This window comes from Streptococcus gwangjuense, from assembly GCF_003627155.1.
Classification (GTDB): Bacteria; Bacillota; Bacilli; order Lactobacillales; family Streptococcaceae; genus Streptococcus; species Streptococcus gwangjuensis.
Genome location: NZ_CP032621.1, coordinates 1,813,248 through 1,836,657 on the forward strand (window position 1 = coordinate 1,813,248; position 23,410 = coordinate 1,836,657).

Below are 23,410 nucleotides of genomic sequence, written 5' to 3' on the forward strand. Positions count from 1 at the left end.
GAAACAAGGAGTAATGTAAGCGATTTTTATTTCAAAAGTGTTACAGAGAACAAGAAAATTTCAGGTTTTCGTGATATAATAGAAGTCTGTATATAAGGAGGTAAATCATGGAGTTAGTGCATGGAATTTCAACACATTTTATCCAATCAAAAAAGTTTAAAACGAACAAAATCGCCGTGCGTTTTACCGCTCCATTATCCCTCGATACGATTGCAGGTCGCATGTTGAGTGCGAGTATGCTAGAGACTGCTAATCAGATGTACCCCACTTCTCAAGATTTGAGAAGACATTTGGCCAGTCTATACGGTACAGATATGTCAACCAATTGTTTCAGAAGAGGACAAAGTCACATTGTAGAATTGACATTTACCTATGTTTGTGATGAGTTTTTAAGTAGGAAAAATGTTCTAACTTCTCAGGTTTTGGAATTTGTAAAAGAAACTCTTTTTTCACCCGTAGTAGTTGATAATGGGTTTGATTCGGCCTTATTTGAAATTGAGAAAAAACAATTGCTAGCAAGTTTAGCAGCTGATATGGATGATTCATTTTATTTCGCACATAAAGAATTAGATAAATTATTTTTTCATGATGAACGTCTCAAATTGGAATATAGTGATTTACGAAATCGTATTTTAGCTGAAACTCCACAAAGTTCTTATTCTTGTTTCCAAGAATTTTTGGCTAATGATCGAATAGATTTCTTTTTCCTAGGTGACTTTAATGAGGTTGAAATTCAAAATGTATTAGAATCAGTTGACTTCAAAGGTCGAGATGGAGATGTGAAGGCTCAGTATTGTCAACCATATTCTAATATCCTTAAGGAAGGTATGATTCGGAAAAATGTGGGACAATCCATTTTGGAATTGGGTTATCATTTCCCTTCTGAATATGGTGATGAGCAACATTTACCAATGATTGTAATGAATGGTTTACTGGGCGGATTTGCTCACTCTAAACTCTTTACAAATGTCCGTGAAAATGCTGGATTAGCTTATACGATTTCAAGTCAGCTCGATTTATTTAGTGGGTTCTTGAGGATGTATGCTGGCATCAATCGAGAAGATCGTAACCAGGCTCGTAAAATGATGAATAATCAACTGCTTGATTTAAAAAAAGGTTATTTTACAGAGCTTGAGTTAGAGCAGACCAAGGAAATGATTCGTCGGTCTTTATTACTTTCTCAAGATAATCAAAGTTCATTGATTGAACGTGCTTATCAAAATGCCTTATTTGGAAAATCTTCAGCAGACTTTAAAGGTTGGATTGCAAAACTCGAGCAAGTTGACAAAGATGCTATTTGTAGAGCAGCTAATAATGTGAAACTACAAGCGATTTACTTTATGGAAGGAATAGAATGACAAAGGTTGTTTTTGAAGAAAAATACTATCCAGCTGTAAAAGAAATGGTTTATCGAACTCGTTTGTCAAATGGATTGACAGTTGCTCTTTTGCCTAAAAAAGAATTTAAAGAGGTTTACGGGAGTGTAACTGTACAGTTTGGTTCGGTAGATACGCTTGTCACAGAAGTTGACGGAGATGTAAAACAATATCCTGCAGGGATTGCTCATTTTCTTGAACATAAATTATTTGAGAGAGAAGATGCTAGCGACTTGATGTCGGCTTTTACGAGTCTAGGTGCAGATAGCAATGCCTTTACAAGCTTTACAAAAACAAGCTATCTTTTTTCAGCAACGGATCATTTTTTAGAAAATTTAGATTTACTTGATGAATTGGTAACATCAGCACATTTTACTGAAGGTTCCATTTTAAGAGAGCAGGATATTATCCAGCAAGAACGAGAAATGTATCAAGATGATCCAGATTCGTGTTTATTCTTTTCAACTTTAGCGAATTTGTATCCTGGTACACCTTTAGCAATTGATATAGTTGGAAGTGAGGAGTCAATTTCCCAAATCAATCTAACTAATTTGCAAGAAAATTTTACAATGTTTTACAAACCTGTAAATATGTCTCTGTTTTTAGTTGGCAATTTTGATGTGGATCAGGTACAGGATTATTTTGAAAGAAAAGAACTGGAAGATTTAGATGTTCAGGAACTAGCAAGAGAAAAGTTTGTTTTACAATCTATAAAGCAAACAGACAGCATGAGGATGGAAGTATCTTCTCCCAAACTAGCGATTGGTGTTAGAGGTAAACAAGAAGTTGCCGAAGCGGATTGCTATCGACATCATATTTTATTAAAATTATTGTTTGCAATGATGTTTGGTTGGACTTCGGATCGTTTTCAGAAATTATATGAATCAGGTAAAATTGACGCATCCTTCTCTTTGGAAGTTGAAGTAACAAGTCGCTTTCATTTTGTCATGTTGACAATGGATACAAAAGAGCCAGTTGCTTTATCTCATCAGTTTAGGAAGGCTATTCGTAATTTTACAAAGGATTTAGATATTACAGAGGATCATTTAGATATTATCAAAAGAGAGATGTTTGGAGAATTTTTCAGTAGCATGAACTCTCTTGAATTTATTGCAACGCAATATGATGCTTTTGAAAATGGTGAGACAATTTTTGATTTTCCGAAAATTTTACAGGAAATTACTTTGGAGGATGTCCTTGATGCTGGACATCATTTAATAGAGGATGGTGATATAGTTGATTTTACAATATTCCCATCGTAGTAACCTATCATAATCGATACTAGAAAGAAGGAATGACAAGTATGAGGAAAAAAACAATTGGTGAGGTTTTACGTTTAGCTAGAACCAACCAAGGGTTGACTTTAGAAGAATTACACAAAAAAACAGAAATTCAGTTGGATATGTTGGAAGCGATGGAAGCTGATGATTTTGATCAACTTCCTAGTCCATTTTATACTCGTTCTTTTCTGAGAAAGTATGCGTGGGCAGTTGAACTAGATGAGCGAATTGTCTTGGATGCTTATGATTCTGGGAGCATGATTACTTATGAAGAAGTAGATGTTGATGAAGACGAGTTGACAGGCAGGAGACGTTCCAGTAAGAAAAATAAGGCATCATTTTTACCTTTATTTTATTTTATACTCTTTGCCCTATCGATTGTCATTTTTGTGACTTATTATGTTTGGAACTATATTCAAAATCAACCTGAGCGTTCATTTGCGTCTAGTTACAGTGTAGTCCAAGCAACAAGTTCGACTAGTTCTGTAACTCCATCTTCAAGTAGTAGTTCATCAAGTAGCTCTTCGAATATTGAACCAGTTATAAGTGTATCAGGTGAAGGAAATTATGTAGAAATCGCTTATAAAACAAGTAAGGAAACTGCAAAATTGCAATTATCGGTTTCAGATGCTAGAAGTTGGGTTAGTGTTTCAGAAAGTGAGCTTGAGGGTGGTGTGACCTTATCACCGGATAATAAAAGTGCAGAAACAACAGTTTCAACAAAAAATCCTGTGACCATTACTTTAGGTGTTGTCAAAGGTGTTGCTTTAACAGTAGATAATCAGACTGTTGATTTATCGAACTTAACAGCACAAACTGGACAAATCACTGTAACCTTTACTAGAAATTAAGGAAAAACGAATGAAAAAAGAACAAATTCCCAATCTCTTAACAATAGGTCGAATTCTCTTTATACCTATTTTTATCTTTATTTTAACGATAGGAAATTCGATAGAGAGTCATATAGTAGCAGCTATTATCTTTGCTATTGCCAGTATTACCGATTATTTAGATGGATATTTAGCTCGTAAATGGAATGTGGTCAGTAATTTTGGTAAATTTGCAGATCCTATGGCGGATAAGTTACTAGTTATGTCGGCTTTTATTATGCTGATTGAGTTAGGTATGGCTCCGGCTTGGATTGTTGCAGTGATTATCTGTCGTGAGTTGGCTGTGACAGGTTTAAGGCTTTTATTGGTTGAAACTGGTGGGACGGTTTTAGCAGCAGCAATGCCTGGAAAAATTAAAACTTTCAGTCAGATGTTTGCCATTATTTTCTTGCTATTACATTGGACTTTGCTTGGTCAAGTTCTACTTTATGTAGCCTTGTTTTTCACTATCTACTCTGGCTATGATTATTTCAAGGGTAGTGCCTATGTATTTAAAGGGACATTTGGTTCGAAATGAAATCAATAATTGATGTAAAAAATCTTTCTTTTCGCTATAAGGAAAGTCAGGAATACTATGATGTGAAGGATATTACGTTTCACGTGAAACGTGGAGAATGGCTTTCGATTGTAGGGCATAATGGTAGTGGTAAATCAACGACTGTCCGATTAATTGATGGCTTACTGGAAGCGGAATCTGGAGAGATTGTAATTGATGGCCAACGTTTGACTGAGGAAAATGTTTGGAATATACGTCGTCAAATCGGTATGGTTTTTCAAAATCCAGACAATCAATTTGTTGGAGCGACTGTTGAAGATGATGTAGCCTTTGGTTTGGAAAATCAGGGACTTTCTCGTCAAGAAATGAAAAAAAGAGTGGAAGAAGCTCTGGATTTGGTTGGCATGTTGGACTTTAAAAAGAGAGAGCCAGCTCGTCTGTCAGGTGGCCAAAAGCAACGTGTGGCCATTGCAGGTGTTGTAGCCCTAAGACCAGCTATTTTAATCCTAGATGAAGCAACGAGTATGTTGGATCCTGAGGGACGTAGAGAACTGATTGAGACAGTAAAAGGAATTCGAAAAGACTATGATATGACGGTCATTTCCATTACACATGATTTGGAAGAAGTTGCCATGAGTGATCGTGTATTGGTCATGAAAAAAGGGGAAATTGAATCAACTAGTAGTCCAAGGGAACTTTTTTCTCGAAATGATTTAGATCAAATTGGATTAGATGATCCTTTTGCCAATCAATTAAAACATTCTTTGAGCCAGAATGGCTATGATTTACCTGAAAATTATTTGACAGAAAGTGAGCTAGAGGATAAGCTATGGGAATTGCTCTAGAAAATGTGAGTTTTACGTATCAAGAAGGGACTCCCTTAGCTTCAACAGCTTTGTCAGATGTTTCTTTGACGATTGAAGATGGTTCTTATACGGCTTTAATTGGCCACACAGGTAGTGGCAAATCAACTATTTTACAACTTTTAGATGGTTTATTGGTTCCAAGTCAAGGGAGTGTGCGGGTTTTTGATACCTTAATCACATCGACTTCTAAAAATAAAGACATTCGTCAAATTAGAAAACAGGTTGGCTTGGTATTTCAGTTTGCTGAAAATCAGATCTTTGAAGAAACGGTTTTGAAGGATGTTGCTTTTGGACCGCAAAATTTTGGAGTTTCTGAAGAAGATGCGGAGCAGATTGCGCGTGAGAAACTGGCTTTGGTTGGAATTGATGAATCACTTTTTAATCGTAGTCCGTTTGAGCTATCAGGTGGACAAATGAGACGTGTGGCCATTGCAGGTATACTTGCCATGGAACCAGCCATATTAGTCTTAGATGAACCCACAGCAGGCCTAGATCCCCTGGGAAGAAAAGAGCTGATGAATTTGTTCAAAAAACTCCACCAGTCAGGGATGACCATTGTCTTAGTAACACATTTGATGGATGATGTTGCTGAATATGCGAACCAGGTATATGTGATGGAAAAGGGACGTTTAGTTAAGTTTGGTAAACCTAGTGATGTCTTTCAAGATGTTGTTTTTATGGAAGAAGTGCTGTTGGGAGTACCTAAAATTACGGCCTTTTGTAAACGATTAGCTGATAGAGGCGTGTCATTTAAACGATTACCGATTAAGATAGAGGAGTTCAAGGAGTCGCTAAATGGATAGTATGATTTTGGGGCGTTATATCCCAGGGGATTCAATTGTTCACCGATTGGATCCACGTAGCAAATTGCTTACTATGATGCTACTGATTTTGATCGTTTTTTGGGCTAATAATCCCTTAACGAATCTAATTCTTTTTATAGCGACAGGGATTTTTATTGCCTTGTCAGGAGTATCTCTTTCATTTTTTATTCAGGGCTTGAAGTCTATGTTTTTCTTGATTGCCTTCACAACTATTTTTCAACTGTTTTTCATTTCTAATGGGAATGTTTTATTTGAGTTTTCATTTGTGAGAATCACAGATTATGCTTTGCAACAAGCTGGAATTATTTTTTGTCGCTTTGTATTGATTATTTTCTTTTCAACTTTGTTAACTTTAACTACCATGCCTTTAAGTTTGGCATCAGCTGTTGAAGCTTTATTAGCACCTTTAAAGCGTGTGAAAGTTCCAGTTCATGAAATTGGCTTAATGCTATCTATGAGTTTGCGTTTTGTTCCGACCTTAATGGATGATACGACGCGGATTATGAATGCACAGAAAGCGCGTGGAGTGGATTTTGGTGAAGGAAGCATTGTTCAAAAGGTGAAGGCTATGATTCCCATTTTGATTCCTCTTTTTGCGACAAGTTTAAAACGTGCAGATTCCTTGGCTATTGCTATGGAAGCGCGTGGTTATCAGGGGGGGAAAGGCAGAAGTCAATATCGACAACTGAAATGGACACGAAAGGATACGCTGACCATTCTTGTTATTATCGTACTTGGTTGTTGCTTATTTTTCTTAAAATCTTAGTAGCTTTCAGGAATTCATAAAAAATTACTGTAACAGTTTTTGATATAAAGGTAGGGATATGAACCGTTTTAAAAAATCAAAATATGTCATTATTGTTTTTGTCATTGTTCTGCTTGTGTCAGCTCTCTTAGCGACGACTTATTCAAGTACAATTGTGACAAAATTAGGAGATGGAATCTCATTGGTTGATAGAGTTGTACAAAAACCTTTTCAGTGGTTTGATTCTGCCAAATCAGATTTGGCTCATTTGACACGAACATATAATGAAAATGAAAGTTTGAAGAAACAGATTTATCAATTAGAAGTTAAATCAAATGAGGCGGAAAGTTTAAAGACCGAAAATGAACAACTGCGCCAATTGCTTGATATGAAGTCCAAGTTGCAAGCCACAAAGACTTTGGCAGCAGATGTTATTATGCGTTCTCCGGTATCTTGGAAGCAGGAATTGACCCTGGATGCAGGCAAATCAAAAGGGGCTTCTGAGAATATGTTAGCCATTGCAAATGGTGGTTTGATTGGGAGTGTTTCAAAAGTGGAGGACAACTCTACTATGGTCAACCTTCTGACAAATACGGAAAATGCTGATAAGATTTCTGTTAAAATTCAACATGGTTCTACTACAATTTATGGGATTATTGTTGGCTATGACAAGGAAAATGAAGTTCTCAAAATTAGTCAATTAAATAGTAGTGGCGATATTAGTGCAGGAGATAAGGTGACCACTGGTGGATTAGGAAACTTTAATGTTGCTGATATTCCTGTTGGTGAAGTGGTTGCTACAACGCATAGTACGGACTATTTGACACGAGAAGTAACTGTTAAATTGAGTGCAGATACTCATAATGTGAGTGTGATAGAATTAGTGGGGAATTCATAATGAGACAGCTGAAGCGGGTTGGAGTGTTTTTATTGCTTCCTTTCTTTGTTCTAATTGATGCCCATATTAGCCAGCTTTTGGGCTCATTATTTCCCCACGTGCAGTTAGCTAGTCATTTTCTATTTTTGTTTCTCTTATTTGAGACGATTGAAGTATCAGAGTATCTCTATTTAGCCTATTGTTTTGTAGTGGGTTTGGTTTATGACATTTACTTTTTCCACTTGATAGGGATTGCGACTCTGTTATTTGTCCTGTTGGGGGCATTTCTCCATAAATTTAATAGTGTTATTTTATTGAATCGTTGGACGAGAATGCTGGCAATTATTGTCATGACTTTTCTATTTGAGATGGGAGCTTATATACTTGCAATAGTGGTAGGTTTAACTGTGGATAGTATGTCTTTGTTTATAGTCTATAGTTTAGTACCATCAATGATTTTGAACCTTATATGGATGATTACTTTTCAGTTTATTTTTGAAAAATTTTACCTATAAGAAAGAAATAAAAATGTAACAAAGGCGTAATATTCATTAGGCCTTTTTTTGGTATACTAGTAATGTCTTTAAAAGAAGGAGTATCTACGAAATATGAAGAAAAAAATCTTAGCGTCACTTTTACTAAGTACAGTAATGGTTTCTCAAGCAGCTGTTTTAACAACTGCGCATGCAGAAACTACTGATGACAAAATTGCTGCTCAAGATAATAAAATTAGCAACTTAACAGCACAACAACAAGAAGCCCAAAAACAAGTTGATCAAGTTCAGGAGCAAGTATCTGCTATTCAAACAGAGCAATCAAACTTGCAATCTGAAAATGATAGACTACAAGAAGAATCTAAAAAGCTTGAGGGTGAAATTACAGAACTTTCTAAGAATATTGTATCTCGCAATGATTCATTACAAAAACAAGCTCGTAGTGCTCAAACAAATGGAGCTGCAACAAATTACATTAATACAATTGTAAACTCAAAATCAATTACAGAAGCTATTTCACGTGTTGCTGCAATGAGTGAAATCGTATCTGCAAACAACAAAATGTTGGAACAACAAAAAGCAGATAAAAAAGCTATTTCTGAAAAACAAGTAGCAAATAATGATGCAATTAATACAGTTATTGCAAATCAGCAAAAACTAGCTGATGATGCTCAATCATTAACTACAAAACAAGCTGAGTTGAAAGCTGCAGAATTGAATCTTGCTGCTGAAAAGGCTACTGCAGAGGATGAAAAAGCAAGTTTACTTGAGAAAAAAGCTGCAGCAGAAGCAGAAGCTAAAGCAGCTGCAGAAGCAGAAGCAGCTTATAAAGCTAAACAAGCAAGTCAACAACAAAAAGTCGTTGCTTCTGGGAATACAACTTTTACAGCAGAAGTTCAAGCAGTATCAACTACTTCTTCGTCATCTAGTTCGTCTGAATCATCTTCAAGTAGTGCTTCAGCGGAATCAACAAGCTATACTCCTGCACCAGTGAAACAACATCCGACATACAGTACAAATGCATCAAGCTATCCTGTAGGTCAATGTACATGGGGAGTAAAAACTTTAGCACCATGGGCTGGTGATTACTGGGGTAATGGCGGTCAATGGGCTGCAAGTGCAGCAGCTGCAGGTTTCCGTACAGGTTCTACACCACAAGTTGGCGCGATTGCATGTTGGGATGATGGAGGATACGGTCACGTAGCAGTTGTTACAGCAGTTGAATCATCAACTCGTATTCAAGTTTCTGAGTGTAACTATGATGGAAGTGGAACTCAACCAATCGGAAATTATCGTGGATGGTTTAATCCGACAGCATCAAGAGGTACTGTAAGATACATTTATCCAAACTAATATACTGATTATTACTATACAAAGGGTGAGATCTTATTAATCTCACCCTTTGTATAGTGCTGGAAAAATTAATTTCATTATATAATTACTTGAATTTATTTTCTATTTTTATAATTATTTAATTAAAGTAAAATGAAATGTAGAGATTTAGTACGAGTGTAGCATGTTAATAAAAAATGGTTTCTAAGGGAGTCGGTGTTGAAGTTATGTTTAGGTATAAAATAAATGTTGATGCTAAAGAGTGGGATTTATTTTTAGAAAATCATCCTCAAGGAAATTTATTGCAGAGTAGTGATTGGTCCAAGATAAAGGATACTTGGGGGAACGAGAGAGTTGGCTTTTATAAAGATAATCAATTAGTTGGAGTAGCAAATATCTTAATTCAGCCGCTACCATTAGGACTTTCTATGTTTTATATTCCACGAGGTCCAGTAATTGACTATGAAGATAAAGAACTTCTAAAATTTGTTCTTTTAACGTTGAAAAAACTTGCTAAAAAAAGCCATGCAATAATGGTTAAATTTGACCCAAGTTTATTTATAAGTAGAGGTCTTATTGACCAAGAAACTGTCCAAAATTCTATGACTTTAGCAATTGTCGAAGAACTGAAAAAAAATAAAGTTTATTGGACAGGCTTAACAAAGGATATGGCAGAAAATATACAACCACGTTTTCAAGCTAATATTCATAAAGAAAATTTCTCACTGGATCAACTTTCTAAGTCTACTAGACAGGCCATCCGAACTGCAAGAAATAAAGGATTAGAAGTAAAATTTGGTGGACTTGATTTATTAGATGAATTTTCATTTTTAATGAAGAAAACAGAGTCTCGCAAGAATATCAGTTTACGAGGCAAAGATTATTATCAGAAGTTACTGGATACTTATCCTGATCACTCCTTTATCACACTGAGCTATTTAGATCTACCTAATAGACTGAAAGAAGTTGAGCAACAATTCGAAAAGAATCTAAAAACAGAGCAGAAGTTTACAGATAAAACGAAAGAAGGTAAAATAAAAGAGAATCAGCAAGAGAGAAAACGATTAAAGGAAGAAATTTCTTTTCTTAAGAACCATATTGACAGAGGGGATAGTATTGTCCCATTGTCTGGTACTTTAACTATCGAATTTGGGAAAACTTCTGAGAACTTATATGCTGGAATGAATGAAGAATTTAGACACTATCAACCTGCTATTCCTACATGGTTTGAGACAGCACAACATTCTTTTGAACGAGGGGCTGAGACTCATAATATGGGTGGAATTGAAAACAATTTAGAGGGTGGGTTAATTAGCTTTAAATCCAAGTTTAATCCTACTATCGAGGAATTTGCTGGTGAGTTTAATTATCCAACTAGTTCATTATATTTTTTGTTTAATCTAGCTTATAAAATTCGTAAGAAACTTAGAAGTAGATAAGACAAACTAATTATTTTGCCACTATATTAAATTTAAAAAAATTTAGCTATTAGAGCATCCCAGCAGTATATGTTGGAAAGTTAGCAGAAATTACCTACTTTAAAAATCTACTAAAATGACTTGAAAATATTAAAAAAGTATGGTAAAATGAAACTTGTCGTGTGAACGATAATACTCATTCTTGATGAATTGTGAAACAGTTGCCCTTGGGTCGTTTTGCGAGTTGAAGTCAAGAAGAGGAAAAAAACAAAAAGGAGAAATACTCATGGCAGTAATTTCAATGAAACAACTTCTTGAGGCTGGTGTACACTTTGGTCACCAAACTCGTCGCTGGAACCCTAAGATGGCTAAGTACATCTTCACCGAACGTAACGGAATTCACGTTATCGACTTGCAACAAACTGTAAAATACGCTGACCAAGCTTACGATTTCATGCGTGATGCAGCAGCTAACGATGCAGTTGTATTGTTTGTTGGTACTAAGAAACAAGCAGCTGATGCAGTTGCTGAAGAAGCAGTACGTTCAGGTCAATACTTTATTAACCACCGTTGGTTGGGTGGAACTCTTACAAACTGGGGAACAATCCAAAAACGTATCGCTCGTTTGAAAGAAATCAAACGTATGGAAGAAGATGGAACTTTCGAAGTTCTTCCTAAGAAAGAAGTTGCACTTCTTAACAAACAACGTGCACGTCTTGAAAAATTCTTGGGTGGTATCGAAGATATGCCTCGTATCCCAGATGTTATGTACGTAGTTGACCCACATAAAGAGCAAATTGCTGTTAAAGAAGCTAAGAAATTGGGAATCCCAGTTGTAGCGATGGTTGACACAAACACTGATCCAGATGATATCGATGTAATCATCCCAGCTAACGATGATGCTATCCGCGCTGTTAAATTGATCACAGCTAAATTGGCTGACGCTATCATTGAAGGACGTCAAGGTGAAGATGCAGTAGCAGTTGAAGCAGAATTTGTAGCTTCAGAAGCTCAAGCAGATTCAATCGAAGAAATCGTTGAAGTTGTAGAAGGCGACAACGCTTAATTTATATAAATAGTAATTACCTAGGAGGGCGGGGCTTAGCCCGGCTCTCCTATTTTTAAAAATATAGGAGAATAAAAATGGCAGAAATTACAGCTAAACTTGTAAAAGAGTTGCGTGAAAAATCTGGTGCCGGTGTTATGGACGCTAAAAAAGCGCTTGTAGAAACAGACGGTGACATCGAAAAAGCGATTGAATTGCTTCGTGAAAAAGGTATGGCTAAGGCAGCTAAGAAAGCTGACCGTGTTGCTGCAGAAGGTTTGACTGGTGTTTATGTTAACGGTAATGTTGCAGCGGTTATTGAAGTAAACGCTGAAACTGACTTCGTTGCGAAAAACGCTCAATTCGTTGAATTGGTAAATACTACAGCTAAAGTTATTGCTGAAGGAAAACCTGCAAATAATGAAGAAGCACTTGCTTTGACAATGCCTTCAGGTGAAACTCTTGAAGCTGCATACGTATCTGCAACAGCAACTATCGGAGAAAAAATCTCATTCCGTCGCTTTGCATTGATTGAAAAAACAGATGCACAACACTTTGGAGCTTACCAACATAACGGTGGACGTATCGGTGTTATTTCAGTTGTTGAAGGTGGAGATGAAGCGCTTGCTAAACAATTGTCAATGCACATCGCAGCGATGAAACCAACAGTTCTTTCTTACAAAGAATTGGATGAGCAATTCGTTAAAGATGAGTTGGCACAATTGAACCACGTTATCGACCAAGATAACGAAAGTCGTGCAATGGTTAACAAACCAGCTCTTCCACACTTGAAGTATGGATCGAAATCACAATTGACTGATGAAGTGATTGCCCAAGCTGAAGCTGACATCAAAGCTGAATTGGCTGCAGAAGGTAAACCAGAAAAAATCTGGGACAAAATCATCCCAGGTAAAATGGATCGCTTCATGCTTGACAACACTAAAGTTGACCAAGCTTACACACTTCTTGCACAAGTATACATCATGGATGACAGCAAGACAGTTGAAGCATATCTTGAATCAGTTAACGCTTCAGTAGTTGAGTTCGCTCGCTTTGAAGTTGGTGAAGGTATCGAAAAAGCTGCAAACGACTTCGAAGCTGAAGTTGCAGCTACAATGGCAGCAGCCTTGAATAACTAATAATAAAAAGGAAGGAAGCTAAATTGCTTCCTTTTTTCTATGCAGTCAATCTTTATAGGGAGATGTTCCTACTTTTAAGGTATAAATAAAAAGCCCTATAATAAGGGCCAAGTGTATTTAGGAGACTACACTTCAAATTCATAGAGTGCTGTAGAGAGATAACGTTCACCGTTATCTGGTGCTAGAGCAAGGACTTTCTTACCTGTACCTAATTTCTTGGCAACTTCAATTGCTCCGTAGATAGCTGCAGCTGAAGAAATCCCTACAAGGAAACCTTCTTTTCCACCAATTTCACGGCCGAGTGCTAGAGCATCGTCTGACGTTACACGAACGATACCATCATAAGCCTTTGTATCCAGTGTATCAGGAATAAATCCAGCTGAGATACCTTGAATTTTGTGTGGTCCAGGTTTTTCACCAGATAGAATAGCAGATTCGTCTGCCTCTACTGCAAAAACTTGAATGTTAGAATTTGCTGATTTGAGTGCATGAGAAACACCAGAAATCGTTCCACCGGTACCCACTCCAGCAACAAAGGCATCTAGTCCATCTTTACCGAAAGCAGCTAGTATTTCAGCTCCTGTTGTTCTTTCGTGTACTTCTGGATTAGCTGGATTGTCAAATTGAAGAGGAAGGAAACCATCACGTTCAGCAGCGATTTCTTGAGCCTTAGCAATAGCACCTTTCATTCCCTCGCTTCCAGGAGTTAGGACGAGTTCAGCGCCATAAGCTTGGATAATCTTACGTCGCTCTACACTCATAGTTTCAGGCATAACGATGACGACTTTATACCCTTTAGCAGCACCTACCCATGAAAGTCCAATACCAGTGTTTCCACTTGTTGCTTCAACAATAGTAGAACCAGGTTTCAGAATACCGTCTTGTTCAGCTTTTTCAATCATGCTAAGAGCAATACGATCTTTTACAGAAGAACCAGGGTTGAATGCTTCAAGCTTTACATAGACGTCAGCAGCCCCTTCTGGCACGATGTTGTTGAGTTTAACAATCGGAGTTTGACCGATTAATTCAGTAATGTTGTTATAAATAGACATATGAATACCTCTTTGTATAAGATATTTCTAGTATAACGCTATCTATACCATTTGTAAAATATAGAAATCCTATCGAAGTGATAGGATTTTTTTATATCAAAGGTCTAAGCCGTTAATTTTCAAGCGATTGTGATAAGCTAATTCTAATAAATAGGTGTAAAGTGGAATGATATCCGTTTTCTTAGGGAATTCAAATTTATGAGCATTAAAATGCTCATTATGTGCTTTTAGAAAGACATTTTCTAAATAAGTAATAGTAATTTCACTATCATCTATACCTGCTCCAGCAGTTTCCATTTCAACGTTAACAATGTTCATCAAAAAGATTGATTTAATAGACATCTTACGACCGGTAGCACCTTGTTTATCTGTAAAGATAATACGTATATTTGTAAATATAATTGAGTCACGAATCAGTTTATATCCACTTTGAATTTCTTCATTTTCTAGTAGATATTGTCCATATTCTTTGATAAGAGTTTCTTTGTTTTGCTCGCTAAAGTTACCAGCGAGTCCTTGAATGAATTTACCAAATGCCATATTTTTCTCCTTTGTTTACACTAAGTTTACAGGAACTTCAACTTCTCGTAAACCTTGATCAGTTAAAGTGACTTTTCCATTAAAAAACTCTACAAGTGCAGCTTTAATATTTTCTTTTTCTTCTTTATCAACATAAATCATTGTATCGACTTGATCTGTAAAGTTTGTCTCAAGTTCCATGAGATCATGTTCCTTAAGGAAGTTACTGTACTCTTGGTACTGAGCGTAAGACATTTGAATAGCAATGCCAGCTTGTTCCTTTATTTCAATGATGCCAATTTCTTTGACAGCTAAGGCAACACTGCCGGCGTAAGCACGAATCAATCCTCCAGCGCCTAGCTTAATGCCTCCAAAGTAGCGTGTCACTACTACACAGACATTAGTAAGATTGTGATTTTCTAGTACCCCAAGCATGGGAACGCCAGCAGTACCACTGGGTTCACCATCATCACTTGTCCGTTTGATTTCACTATGTTCCCCAATAATGAAGGCAGAGCAGTTATGCGTAGCTTTGTAGTGTTCTTTTTTGATGGCAGTAATGAAGTCACGAGCCTCTTCTTCGCTATAAACACGCTTGGCATGACAGATAAAGCGGGATTTTTTGATTTCTTCTAGGACTTGTCCGTCCTCTTTAATTGTTCTAAATTCCATGATTTAATTGTACTAAAAAATTATCTAAAGCGCTAGGTTTTTACGAATAAAGAAGTATGAAAGTAAATCCAAATTATCTCGGTCGGTTGTTTACGGAGAATGAATTAACAGAAGAGGAACGTCAGTTGGCGGAGAAACTTCCAGCAATGAGAAAGGAGAAAGGGAAACTTTTCTGTCAACGTTGTGATAGTGCTATTTTAGATGAATGGTATTTGCCCATCGGTGCTTACTATTGTCGGGAGTGCTTAATTATGAAGCGAATTAGGAGTGATCAAGCTTTATACTATTTCCCACAGGAGGATTTTCCGAAGCAAGATGTTCTTAAATGGCGTGGTCAATTAACTCCTTTTCAAGAGAAGGTGTCAAAGGGATTGATTCAAGCGGTAGATAAGCAGGAACCAACCTTGGTTCACGCTGTAACAGGAGCTGGAAAGACAGAGATGATTTACCAAGTTGTGGCCAAAGTGATTGATGAAGGTGGTGCAGTTTGTTTGGCCAGCCCTAGAATCGATGTGTGTTTGGAGCTGTATAAGCGACTGCAAGATGATTTTGCTTGCGAGATAGCTTTACTACACGGAGAATCAGAACCATATTTTCGAACACCACTAGTTGTTGCAACGACTCATCAGCTGTTAAAATTTTATCATGCTTTTGATTTGCTAATAGTGGATGAAGTAGATGCTTTTCCTTATGTTGACAACCCTACGCTTTACCATGCTGTCAAGAATAGTGTAAAGAAGAATGGCTTGAGAATCTTTTTAACAGCAACTTCTACCGATGAGTTAGATAGGAAGGTTCGCATCGGAGAATTAAAACGATTGAGTTTGCCTAGACGGTTTCATGGAAATCCTTTGATTATTCCTAAACCTGTCTGGTTATCCGATTTTAATCGCTATTTGGATAAGAATCGTTTATCACCAAAGTTAAAGTTTTATATTGAGAAACAGAGAAAGACAGGTTATCCGTTACTCATTTTTGCTTCAGAAATTAAGAAAGGGGAGCAATTGAAAGAAGTCTTACAGAAGGAATTTTCGCATGAGAAAATTGGTTTTGTGTCTTCAGTTACGGAAGATCGATTAGAGCAGGTGCAAGCTTTTCGAGATGGAGAACTGACAATACTTATCAGTACGACAATCTTGGAGCGTGGAGTTACCTTCCCTTGTGTGGATGTTTTTGTAGTAGAAGCCAACCATCGTCTGTTTACCAAATCTAGTTTGATTCAGATTGGTGGACGAGTTGGACGAAGCATGGATAGACCGACAGGAGATTTGCTTTTCTTCCATGACGGGTTAAATGCTTCAATCAAAAAGGCAATTAAGGAAATTCAACAGATGAATAAGGAGGCGAGTCTATGAAGTGTTTATTATGTGGGCAGACTATGAAGGCTGTTTTAACTTTCAGTAGTCTTTTACTTCTGAAGAATGATGCCTCCTGTCTTTGTTTAGATTGTGATTCTACTTTTGATAGGATTGGAGAAGAGAACTGTCCAAACTGTATGAAAACAGGATTGTCAACAAAGTGTCAAGATTGTCAATTTTGGTGTAAAGAAGGAGTTGAAGTCAGTCATAGAGCGATTTTTATTTACAATCAAGCTATGAAGGATTTTTTCAGTCGGTATAAGTTTGATGGAGACTTCCTTTTAAGAAAAGTCTTTGCTTCAGTTTTAAGTGAGGAGTTAAAAAAGTACAAAGAGTATCAATTTGTTGTAATTCCCCTAAGTCCGGAAAGATTGCTCGAGAGGGGATTTAACCAGGTTGAAGGCTTAGTTGAAGCAGCAGGGTTCTCTTTTCAAGACTTACTAGAGAAGAGAGAAGAGCGAGCTAGTTCTTCCAAAAATCGTTCAGAACGCTTGGCAACAGAACTTCCCTTCTTTGTCAAAAGTGGAGTCACTATTCCTAAAAAAATCCTACTTATAGATGATATCTATACTACTGGAACAACTATAAATCGTGTGAAGAAACTGTTGGAAGAAGCTGGTGCTGAGGATGTAAAAACATTTTCCCTTGTAAGATGAGGAAAAAATTTGCAAAAATAAAATGAAAGCGTTATAATGAAATCAGAAAAACAAAAATGTTTAGAAAGAAGGTACTCATATGATTAAGTATAGTATCCGTGGTGAAAACCTAGAAGTAACAGAAGCAATTCGTGATTATGTAGTTTCTAAACTCGAAAAGATCGAAAAGTATTTTCAAGCTGAACAAGAGTTGGATGCTCGAGTTAACTTGAAGGTGTATCGTGAAAAAACGGCTAAAGTGGAGGTGACGATTCCGCTTGGCTCAATTACTCTTCGTGCAGAAGATGTGTCTCAAGATATGTATGGTTCAATTGACCTTGTAACCGATAAAATTGAACGTCAGATTCGTAAAAATAAAACAAAAATCGAGCGTAAAAATAAAAATAAGGTAGCAACTAGTCAATTATTTACAGATGCTTTGGTGGAAGATACAAATGTTGTCCAATCAAGAGTTGTTCGTTCAAAACAAATTGATTTGAAACCAATGGATTTGGAAGAAGCTATTCTACAGATGGATTTGTTGGGACATGATTTCTTTATCTATGTGGATGTTGAAGATCAGACAACCAATGTGATTTATCGTCGTGAAGATGGCGAGATTGGCTTGTTAGAAGTTAAAGAATCTTAATTTCAATATGTGTAAAGGAAGGTTTACTAAATTGTAAACCTCCTTTTTCTTATAATTGATAGAATTACTGATTACACTTTTAAAAAGTCGCTTTTTGGTGGTTATTATGGTATAATGGGTGCCAAGAGGTTTGGAATGAAAAAATTTTATGTAAGTCCTATTTTCCCCTTAATATTAGGAATAGTGGCGTTCGGAGTGCTATCTGTGCAACTTGTTTTTGTAACGAATACACTGGTAACGCTATTTCTTTTGCTACTTATTTTGGGTTCATATATTTTACTATTCATCCATCAGAGAGACTACTACTCAAAGAGTGAAGTAGAACAAATCCAGTATGTAAACCACCAAGCTGAAGATAGTTTGACAACTTTGTTAGAACAGATGCCTGTCGGAGTTATTAAACTAGACTTATCGTCAGGTGAAGTTGAATGGTTCAATCCTTACGCTGAATTGATTTTGACTAATGAAGTGGGGGAGATTGATGTTGCATTAATTCAAACAATTATAAAGGCGTCTGTGGGGAATCCAGGTTCTTATGCCACCTTGGGTGAGACTCGCTATTCGGTTCATATGGACAAGGTATCTGGTGTTCTTTACTTCTTTGATGTGTCTGGAGAATACGAAGCGACTGTTGAGTTAGTGACGAGTCGTCCGGTTATTGGAATTGTTTCCGTTGATAACTATGACGATTTAGAAGATGCGACATCGGAGTCTGACATTAGTCATATTAACAGTTTTGTAGCCAATTTTGTTTCAGAATTTGCTGGGAAGCATGCCATGTTCTCCCGTCGAGTAAGTATGGATCGTTTTTATCTGTTTACGGACTACACGGTGCTTGAGGGCTTGATGAATGATAAATTTTCTGTTATTGATGCATTCAGAGAAGAGTCGAAACAGAGACAGTTGCCCTTGACCTTAAGTATGGGATTTTCTTATGGTGATGGAAATCATGATGAGATAGGGAAAGTTGCATTGCTCAACTTGAACTTGGCTGAAGTGCGTGGTGGCGACCAAGTGGTTGTTAAGGAAAACGACGAGACGAAAAATCCAGTTTATTTTGGTGGTGGGTCTGCTGCCTCAATCAAACGTACACGGACTCGTACGCGTGCTATGATGACGGCTATTTCAGATAAGGTTCGTAGTGTGGATCAGGTTTTTGTAGTTGGTCACAAAAATCTAGATATGGATGCTCTTGGCTCTGCTGTAGGTATGCAGTTGTTTGCCAGCAATGTGACTGAAAATAGTTATGCTATTTATGACGAAGAACAAATGTCGCCGGATATTGAACGAGCTGTTTCATTCTTAGAAAAAGAAGGAGTTACAAAGTTGTTGTCTGTTAAGGACGCAATGGGGATGGTGACCAATCGTTCTTTGTTGATTCTTGTAGACCATTCAAAGACAGCTTTAACTTTATCAAAAGATTTTTATGATTTATTTACCCAAACCATCGTCATCGACCACCACAGACGGGATCAGGATTTCCCAGATAATGCAGTTATCACTTATATCGAAAGTGGTGCAAGTAGTGCCAGTGAGTTGGTAACGGAATTGATTCAGTTCCAGAATTCTAAGAAGAATCGTTTGAGTCGTATGCAAGCAAGTGTTTTAATGGCTGGTATGATGTTGGATACTAAAAATTTCACCTCACGAGTGACTAGTCGGACATTTGATGTTGCTAGCTATCTCAGAACGAGAGGAAGTGATAGTATTGCTATCCAAGAAATTGCTGCGACAGATTTTGAAGAATATCGTGAGGTCAATGAACTGATTTTACAAGGGCGTAAATTAGGTTCAGATGTACTAATAGCAGAGGCTAAGGACTCGAAATGTTATGATACAGTTGTTATTAGTAAGGCAGCAGATGCCATGTTAGCTATGTCAGGTATTGAAGCGAGTTTTGTTCTTGCGAAGAATACACAAGGATTTATCTCTATCTCAGCTCGCAGTCGCAGTAAGCTGAATGTACAACGGATTATGGAAGAGCTGGGAGGTGGAGGCCACTTTAATTTGGCAGCAGCTCAAATTAAGGATTCAACCTTGTCAGAAGCAGGTGAAAAACTGACAGAAATTGTATTAAATGAAATAAAGGAAAAGGAGAAAGAAGAATGAAAGTAATCTTTTTAGCAGATGTTAAAGGAAAAGGAAAAAAAGGCGAAATTAAGGAAGTACCAACAGGGTATGCGCAAAACTTTCTTATCAAAAAGAATCTAGCCAAAGAAGCGACTGCTCAAGCTGTAGGTGAACTTCGTGGTAAACAAAAATCTGAAGAGAAAGCTCACGCTGAGATGATTGCAGAAGCAAAAGCAATTAAAGCCCAACTTGAAGCAGAAGAAACTGTTGTAGAATTTGTTGAAAAAGTTGGTCCAGATGGCCGTACTTTTGGTTCAATTACGAATAAGAAGATTGCAGAAGAATTGCAAAAGCAATTTGGAATTAAGATTGATAAACGTCATATCCAAGTGCAAGCTCCGATTCGGGCGGTTGGTTTGATTGATGTGTCAGTGAAAATCTATCAAGATATCACAAGTGTGATCAATCTTCGTGTGAAAGAAGGGTAAATTTACACTTTCTTGACAAGATTGTAAAAGGAAGGGAAGTCTGATGGCAGAAGTAGAAGAGTTACGAGTACAACCTCAAGATATCTTAGCTGAGCAATCCGTTTTAGGGGCTATCTTTATTGACGAGAGTAAGCTTGTTTTTGTGCGAGAATATATTGAGTCTCGGGACTTTTTTAAGTATGCCCATCGATTGATTTTCCAAGCTATGGTTGATTTATCCGACCGTGGCGATGCTATAGATGCAACAACGGTTCGTACCATTCTGGATAATCAAGGTGATTTACAGAATATTGGTGGCCTGTCTTACCTAGTTGAGATTGTCAATTCTGTGCCAACTTCTGCTAATGCGGAGTATTATGCTAAAATTGTTGCAGAAAAGGCTATGCTACGGCGATTAATCGCCAAGTTGACAGAGTCTGTCAATCAAGCTTACGAGGCTTCGCAACCAGCTGATGAAATCATTGCTCAGGCAGAAAAAGGCCTGATTGATGTCAGCGAAAATGCTAATCGAAGTGGATTTAAGAACATTAGAGATGTGTTGAATATCAACTTTGGAAATCTGGAAGCTCGCTCGCAACAAACGACCGATATTACAGGTATTGCGACAGGCTATCGTGACCTGGATCATATGACGACTGGACTTCATGAGGAGGAGTTGATTATCCTAGCAGCCCGTCCGGCGGTTGGTAAGACAGCCTTTGCCTTGAATATTGCTCAGAATATTGGGACTAAGTTGGACAAAACGGTTGCTATTTTTTCACTGGAAATGGGTGCGGAAAGTCTAGTGGATCGTATGTTGGCGGCAGAAGGTTTGGTGGAATCGCATTCTATCCGTACGGGTCAATTGACTGATGAGGAGTGGCAAAAATATACTATTGCTCAAGGGAATCTAGCTAATGCAAGTATCTATATCGATGATACCCCAGGAATTCGGATTACAGAGATTCGTTCTCGTTCTCGTAAACTGGCTCAAGAAACTGGTAATCTTGGTTTGATTTTGATAGACTATTTGCAGCTTATCACGGGAACTGGTCGGGAAAATCGTCAACAAGAGGTTTCAGAAATTTCACGTCAGTTGAAAATTTTAGCTAAGGAACTGAAGGTTCCAGTAATCGCTCTAAGTCAGCTTTCTCGTGGTGTAGAACAACGTCAGGATAAGAGACCGGTCTTGTCTGATATTCGTGAATCTGGGTCTATTGAGCAGGATGCTGATATCGTAGCCTTTCTTTATCGCGACGATTACTATGAGCGTGGTGGAGAAGAAGAGGAAGGCATACCGAATAATAAGGTAGAAGTTATTATCGAGAAAAACCGTAGTGGAGCTCGTGGAACGGTGGAATTAATTTTCCAAAAAGAATACAATAAATTTTCAAGTATCTCAAAGAGGGAGGCATAAGATGTCAGATGCATTTACAGATGTAGCCAAGATGAAAAAAATAAAAGAAGAAATCAAGGCACATGAGGGACAAGTCGTAGAAATGACTTTGGAGAATGGTCGTAAGCGCCAAAAAAATAGATTGGGTAAGCTAATTGAGGTTTATCCATCCCTATTTATCGTTGAATTTGGGAACGTTGAAGGAGATAAACAAGCTAATGTTTACGTTGAATCCTTCACTTACTCAGATATCCTTACAGAAAAGAATTTGATTCATTATCTTGACTAAAGTGAGAAATTTTCTCACTTTTTCTTTTTTCTCCGAATAGTTTAAGTGAAGGTAATCTTCGATTTATATTATTTTTCAAGGAGGAAGAATGAAAAGTTCACCATTTAAAGTAACAGAGTCAGGATTTTCTATTAGAAAGTCAGTTAAAAAGGTTGTTCCTTTTTTAGTAGTAGGGCTGATGTTGTCGGCTGGAGAAAGTGTTCATGCAAACAGTTCTTATGCTCGTGGAGATGATTATCCTGCTTATTATAAAAATGGGAGTCAGAGTATTGATAAGTGGAGGATGTATTCTCGTCAGTGTACTTCATTTGCTGCTTTTCGCTTGAGTGGAGTAAATGGTTTTGAGCTTCCAGGAGCTTATGGTAATGCTGGTGAATGGGGTTATCGTGCTCGTCGTGAAGGTTATCGTGTCGATAATAAACCAGCAATTGGAGCTATTGCTTGGTCTACTGCAGGAGGTTATGGTCATGTTGCTTGGGTTTCAAATGTGATGGGAGATAATATAGAAATTGAGGAATATAACTATGATTATAAAGGTAATTATAATAAACGAATTGTAAAAGCAAACAAGATGACCGGTTTTATTCATTTTAAAGATTTATCAAGCAATTCTAAAGAAGTCCCAAGCAGTTCAAAAGATTCGACAAGCAATCATGTTGTGACCAGTCAATCGTCATCTTTGATGAGAGGAACTCATTATTTTAAGGTGGAGACTCCTATTAAAGATCAACCATTATTGAATGCAACTCCACTTGCATATTATTCTCCAGGTGAGAGTGTTCATTATGATCAGGTGATTGAAAAAGATGGCTACAAATGGTTAAGTTACATTTCGTATAGTGGAAATCGTCGTTATATTCAGTTGGAGGGAGTGACTTCGTCACAGAATCAATCAGTAAATAAATCTAATCATGGTTCAAATAATGGATTGACTGTGGGTTGGAAGAAAATAAATGGTAGTTGGTATTATTTCAAATCAGATGGTTCTAAGGCGACGGGATGGTTGAAAGATGGTTCTACCTGGTATTATTTGAAATCATCTGGTGAAATGCAGACAGGATGGTTAAAGGAAAATGGGGTTTGGTATTATCTGGATAGTTCAGGGGCAATGAAAACAGGCTGGTATCAAGTTTCTGGTAAGTGGTATTATTCTTACTCTTCAGGTGAGCTAGCTGTTAATACAATAGTAGACGGTTATACTGTAAATCATAATGGTGAGTGGGTTTAATTTTAAGTAATTGAATCTGAACAGGAGAGAAATCTCCTGTTTTTTTGTTTAAAATAGAGTTTTTATGAAGAATTAAGATATCTGAATTGAATTCAAAACTATAATTTACTATAGAAAATGAAAAGAATGAAAAGAAAGAAAAAAGAAAGCTAGTAAAATATGCTTTACTTTCTTGAGAATTTTCCATGTTTTTGAAATATAATATATCAATAACAAAGTATATATAATATAATGTATACCTTGATTTCACTCAAAAAAAGGTTTATAATGTATATAAATATGATTCTTAAAAA

The 23,410-nt window shown here is 37.0% G+C and carries 24 protein-coding genes; 21 read left to right on the top strand and 3 right to left on the bottom strand.

Annotated features, from left to right (window positions below):
* The first annotated feature begins 107 nt into the window (after positions 1–107).
* The 13 genes from yfmF to tsf all read left to right on the top strand — a co-directional run bounded on the left by yfmF (position 108) and on the right by tsf (position 12,782).
* A complete protein-coding gene (yfmF, locus tag D7D53_RS09165) occupies positions 108–1,358 on the top strand; it encodes an EF-P 5-aminopentanol modification-associated protein YfmF (RefSeq protein ID WP_120770766.1) in 1,251 nt (416 codons plus the stop codon).
* A complete protein-coding gene (gene yfmH, locus D7D53_RS09170) occupies positions 1,355–2,638 on the top strand; it encodes an EF-P 5-aminopentanol modification-associated protein YfmH (protein WP_120770767.1) in 1,284 nt (427 codons plus the stop codon). The genes yfmF and yfmH overlap by 4 nt, the downstream gene beginning before the upstream one ends.
* A 41-nt stretch (positions 2,639–2,679) precedes the next feature.
* On the top strand, positions 2,680–3,507 hold the full coding sequence (rodZ, locus tag D7D53_RS09175) for a cytoskeleton protein RodZ (RefSeq protein ID WP_120770768.1): 828 nt from the start codon (positions 2,680–2,682) through the stop codon (positions 3,505–3,507).
* A 10-nt stretch (positions 3,508–3,517) separates the two neighbouring features.
* Positions 3,518–4,063, top strand: a complete 546-nt coding sequence (gene pgsA, locus D7D53_RS09180) for a CDP-diacylglycerol--glycerol-3-phosphate 3-phosphatidyltransferase (protein WP_000712127.1) — start codon at positions 3,518–3,520, stop codon at positions 4,061–4,063.
* Complete coding sequence (locus tag D7D53_RS09185; RefSeq protein WP_049509629.1) at positions 4,060–4,887, top strand: energy-coupling factor ABC transporter ATP-binding protein; 828 nt, start codon at positions 4,060–4,062, stop codon at positions 4,885–4,887. Before pgsA ends, D7D53_RS09185 begins: the two co-directional genes overlap by 4 nt.
* Complete coding sequence (locus D7D53_RS09190; RefSeq protein ID WP_120770769.1) at positions 4,872–5,711, top strand: energy-coupling factor transporter ATPase; 840 nt, start codon at positions 4,872–4,874, stop codon at positions 5,709–5,711. Before D7D53_RS09185 ends, D7D53_RS09190 begins: the two co-directional genes overlap by 16 nt.
* Positions 5,704–6,498, top strand: a complete 795-nt coding sequence (locus D7D53_RS09195; RefSeq protein ID WP_120770770.1) for an energy-coupling factor transporter transmembrane component T family protein — start codon at positions 5,704–5,706, stop codon at positions 6,496–6,498. The genes D7D53_RS09190 and D7D53_RS09195 overlap by 8 nt, the downstream gene beginning before the upstream one ends.
* 58 nt (positions 6,499–6,556) lie before the next feature.
* Positions 6,557–7,375: a rod shape-determining protein MreC gene (gene mreC, locus D7D53_RS09200; RefSeq protein WP_049487611.1), complete on the top strand. Its 819-nt coding sequence runs from the start codon at positions 6,557–6,559 to the stop codon at positions 7,373–7,375.
* Positions 7,375–7,869: a rod shape-determining protein MreD gene (mreD, locus tag D7D53_RS09205; protein ID WP_042751844.1), complete on the top strand. Its 495-nt coding sequence runs from the start codon at positions 7,375–7,377 to the stop codon at positions 7,867–7,869. The genes mreC and mreD overlap by 1 nt, the downstream gene beginning before the upstream one ends.
* A gap of 93 nt (positions 7,870–7,962) precedes the next feature.
* Complete coding sequence (gene pcsB, locus D7D53_RS09210; RefSeq protein WP_004269801.1) at positions 7,963–9,201, top strand: peptidoglycan hydrolase PcsB; 1,239 nt, start codon at positions 7,963–7,965, stop codon at positions 9,199–9,201.
* A gap of 206 nt (positions 9,202–9,407) precedes the next feature.
* On the top strand, positions 9,408–10,619 hold the full coding sequence (locus D7D53_RS09215; RefSeq protein ID WP_120770880.1) for an aminoacyltransferase: 1,212 nt from the start codon (positions 9,408–9,410) through the stop codon (positions 10,617–10,619).
* Positions 10,620–10,884: 265 nt separating this feature from the next.
* A complete protein-coding gene (rpsB, locus tag D7D53_RS09220; RefSeq protein ID WP_000268469.1) occupies positions 10,885–11,664 on the top strand; it encodes a 30S ribosomal protein S2 in 780 nt (259 codons plus the stop codon).
* Between the two features lie 77 nt (positions 11,665–11,741).
* Positions 11,742–12,782: a translation elongation factor Ts gene (gene tsf / locus D7D53_RS09225; RefSeq protein ID WP_000808071.1), complete on the top strand. Its 1,041-nt coding sequence runs from the start codon at positions 11,742–11,744 to the stop codon at positions 12,780–12,782.
* Positions 12,783–12,907: 125 nt separating this feature from the next.
* Here tsf and cysK read toward each other — a convergent pair whose 3' ends face one another.
* From cysK to D7D53_RS09240, 3 genes are all read right to left on the bottom strand, one after another.
* The gene (cysK, locus tag D7D53_RS09230; RefSeq protein WP_049521100.1) at positions 12,908–13,834 is read right to left on the bottom strand and encodes a cysteine synthase A; all 927 of its coding nucleotides are present in this window, start codon (positions 13,832–13,834) and stop codon (positions 12,908–12,910) included.
* Between the two features lie 96 nt (positions 13,835–13,930).
* Positions 13,931–14,374, bottom strand: coding sequence for a PH domain-containing protein (locus D7D53_RS09235; RefSeq protein WP_000863906.1), 444 nt, complete (start codon positions 14,372–14,374; stop codon positions 13,931–13,933).
* 15 nt (positions 14,375–14,389) lie between these two features.
* Positions 14,390–15,025 (bottom strand): YigZ family protein, encoded by a 636-nt coding sequence (locus D7D53_RS09240; protein WP_049491126.1) that lies wholly within the window; start codon positions 15,023–15,025, stop codon positions 14,390–14,392.
* 56 nt (positions 15,026–15,081) lie between these two features.
* Here D7D53_RS09240 and D7D53_RS09245 point away from each other — a divergent pair, with 56 nt between their 5' ends.
* From D7D53_RS09245 to D7D53_RS09280, 8 genes are all read left to right on the top strand, one after another.
* A complete protein-coding gene (locus D7D53_RS09245; RefSeq protein WP_120770771.1) occupies positions 15,082–16,380 on the top strand; it encodes an ATP-dependent helicase ComFA in 1,299 nt (432 codons plus the stop codon).
* Positions 16,377–17,039, top strand: coding sequence for a ComF family protein (locus D7D53_RS09250; RefSeq protein WP_070842124.1), 663 nt, complete (start codon positions 16,377–16,379; stop codon positions 17,037–17,039). Before D7D53_RS09245 ends, D7D53_RS09250 begins: the two co-directional genes overlap by 4 nt.
* Before the next feature lie 79 nt (positions 17,040–17,118).
* A complete protein-coding gene (hpf, locus tag D7D53_RS09255; protein ID WP_004255322.1) occupies positions 17,119–17,667 on the top strand; it encodes a ribosome hibernation-promoting factor, HPF/YfiA family in 549 nt (182 codons plus the stop codon).
* Between the two features lie 135 nt (positions 17,668–17,802).
* Positions 17,803–19,776: a DHH family phosphoesterase gene (locus tag D7D53_RS09260; RefSeq protein ID WP_120770772.1), complete on the top strand. Its 1,974-nt coding sequence runs from the start codon at positions 17,803–17,805 to the stop codon at positions 19,774–19,776.
* Positions 19,773–20,225 (top strand): 50S ribosomal protein L9, encoded by a 453-nt coding sequence (gene rplI, locus D7D53_RS09265; RefSeq protein ID WP_120770773.1) that lies wholly within the window; start codon positions 19,773–19,775, stop codon positions 20,223–20,225. Before D7D53_RS09260 ends, rplI begins: the two co-directional genes overlap by 4 nt.
* 43 nt (positions 20,226–20,268) lie before the next feature.
* Positions 20,269–21,621, top strand: coding sequence for a replicative DNA helicase (gene dnaB, locus D7D53_RS09270; protein WP_120770774.1), 1,353 nt, complete (start codon positions 20,269–20,271; stop codon positions 21,619–21,621).
* A gap of 1 nt (position 21,622) precedes the next feature.
* Entirely contained in the window at positions 21,623–21,889 is a 267-nt protein-coding gene (locus D7D53_RS09275; RefSeq protein ID WP_001278169.1) for a Veg family protein, read from the top strand.
* A gap of 88 nt (positions 21,890–21,977) precedes the next feature.
* Positions 21,978–23,117, top strand: a complete 1,140-nt coding sequence (locus D7D53_RS09280; protein WP_120770775.1) for an SH3 domain-containing protein — start codon at positions 21,978–21,980, stop codon at positions 23,115–23,117.
* The last annotated feature ends 293 nt before the right edge of the window (positions 23,118–23,410 follow it).

Coding starts and splice junctions, on each gene's coding strand:
- D7D53_RS09280 (WP_120770775.1), top strand. CDS start 21,978: ATGAAAAGTTCACCATTTAAAGTAACAGAGTCAGGATTTTCTATTAGA.
- D7D53_RS09245 (WP_120770771.1), top strand. CDS start 15,082: ATGAAAGTAAATCCAAATTATCTCGGTCGGTTGTTTACGGAGAATGAA.
- mreC (WP_049487611.1), top strand. CDS start 6,557: ATGAACCGTTTTAAAAAATCAAAATATGTCATTATTGTTTTTGTCATT.
- D7D53_RS09275 (WP_001278169.1), top strand. CDS start 21,623: ATGTCAGATGCATTTACAGATGTAGCCAAGATGAAAAAAATAAAAGAA.
- yfmH (WP_120770767.1), top strand. CDS start 1,355: ATGACAAAGGTTGTTTTTGAAGAAAAATACTATCCAGCTGTAAAAGAA.
- yfmF (WP_120770766.1), top strand. CDS start 108: ATGGAGTTAGTGCATGGAATTTCAACACATTTTATCCAATCAAAAAAG.
- D7D53_RS09235 (WP_000863906.1), bottom strand. CDS start 14,374: ATGGCATTTGGTAAATTCATTCAAGGACTCGCTGGTAACTTTAGCGAG.
- D7D53_RS09240 (WP_049491126.1), bottom strand. CDS start 15,025: ATGGAATTTAGAACAATTAAAGAGGACGGACAAGTCCTAGAAGAAATC.
- mreD (WP_042751844.1), top strand. CDS start 7,375: ATGAGACAGCTGAAGCGGGTTGGAGTGTTTTTATTGCTTCCTTTCTTT.
- D7D53_RS09260 (WP_120770772.1), top strand. CDS start 17,803: ATGAAAAAATTTTATGTAAGTCCTATTTTCCCCTTAATATTAGGAATA.
- D7D53_RS09215 (WP_120770880.1), top strand. CDS start 9,408: ATGTTTAGGTATAAAATAAATGTTGATGCTAAAGAGTGGGATTTATTT.
- D7D53_RS09185 (WP_049509629.1), top strand. CDS start 4,060: ATGAAATCAATAATTGATGTAAAAAATCTTTCTTTTCGCTATAAGGAA.
- rpsB (WP_000268469.1), top strand. CDS start 10,885: ATGGCAGTAATTTCAATGAAACAACTTCTTGAGGCTGGTGTACACTTT.
- D7D53_RS09195 (WP_120770770.1), top strand. CDS start 5,704: ATGGATAGTATGATTTTGGGGCGTTATATCCCAGGGGATTCAATTGTT.
- rplI (WP_120770773.1), top strand. CDS start 19,773: ATGAAAGTAATCTTTTTAGCAGATGTTAAAGGAAAAGGAAAAAAAGGC.
- pgsA (WP_000712127.1), top strand. CDS start 3,518: ATGAAAAAAGAACAAATTCCCAATCTCTTAACAATAGGTCGAATTCTC.
- rodZ (WP_120770768.1), top strand. CDS start 2,680: ATGAGGAAAAAAACAATTGGTGAGGTTTTACGTTTAGCTAGAACCAAC.
- hpf (WP_004255322.1), top strand. CDS start 17,119: ATGATTAAGTATAGTATCCGTGGTGAAAACCTAGAAGTAACAGAAGCA.
- D7D53_RS09250 (WP_070842124.1), top strand. CDS start 16,377: ATGAAGTGTTTATTATGTGGGCAGACTATGAAGGCTGTTTTAACTTTC.
- dnaB (WP_120770774.1), top strand. CDS start 20,269: ATGGCAGAAGTAGAAGAGTTACGAGTACAACCTCAAGATATCTTAGCT.
- pcsB (WP_004269801.1), top strand. CDS start 7,963: ATGAAGAAAAAAATCTTAGCGTCACTTTTACTAAGTACAGTAATGGTT.
- cysK (WP_049521100.1), bottom strand. CDS start 13,834: ATGTCTATTTATAACAACATTACTGAATTAATCGGTCAAACTCCGATT.
- tsf (WP_000808071.1), top strand. CDS start 11,742: ATGGCAGAAATTACAGCTAAACTTGTAAAAGAGTTGCGTGAAAAATCT.
- D7D53_RS09190 (WP_120770769.1), top strand. CDS start 4,872: ATGGGAATTGCTCTAGAAAATGTGAGTTTTACGTATCAAGAAGGGACT.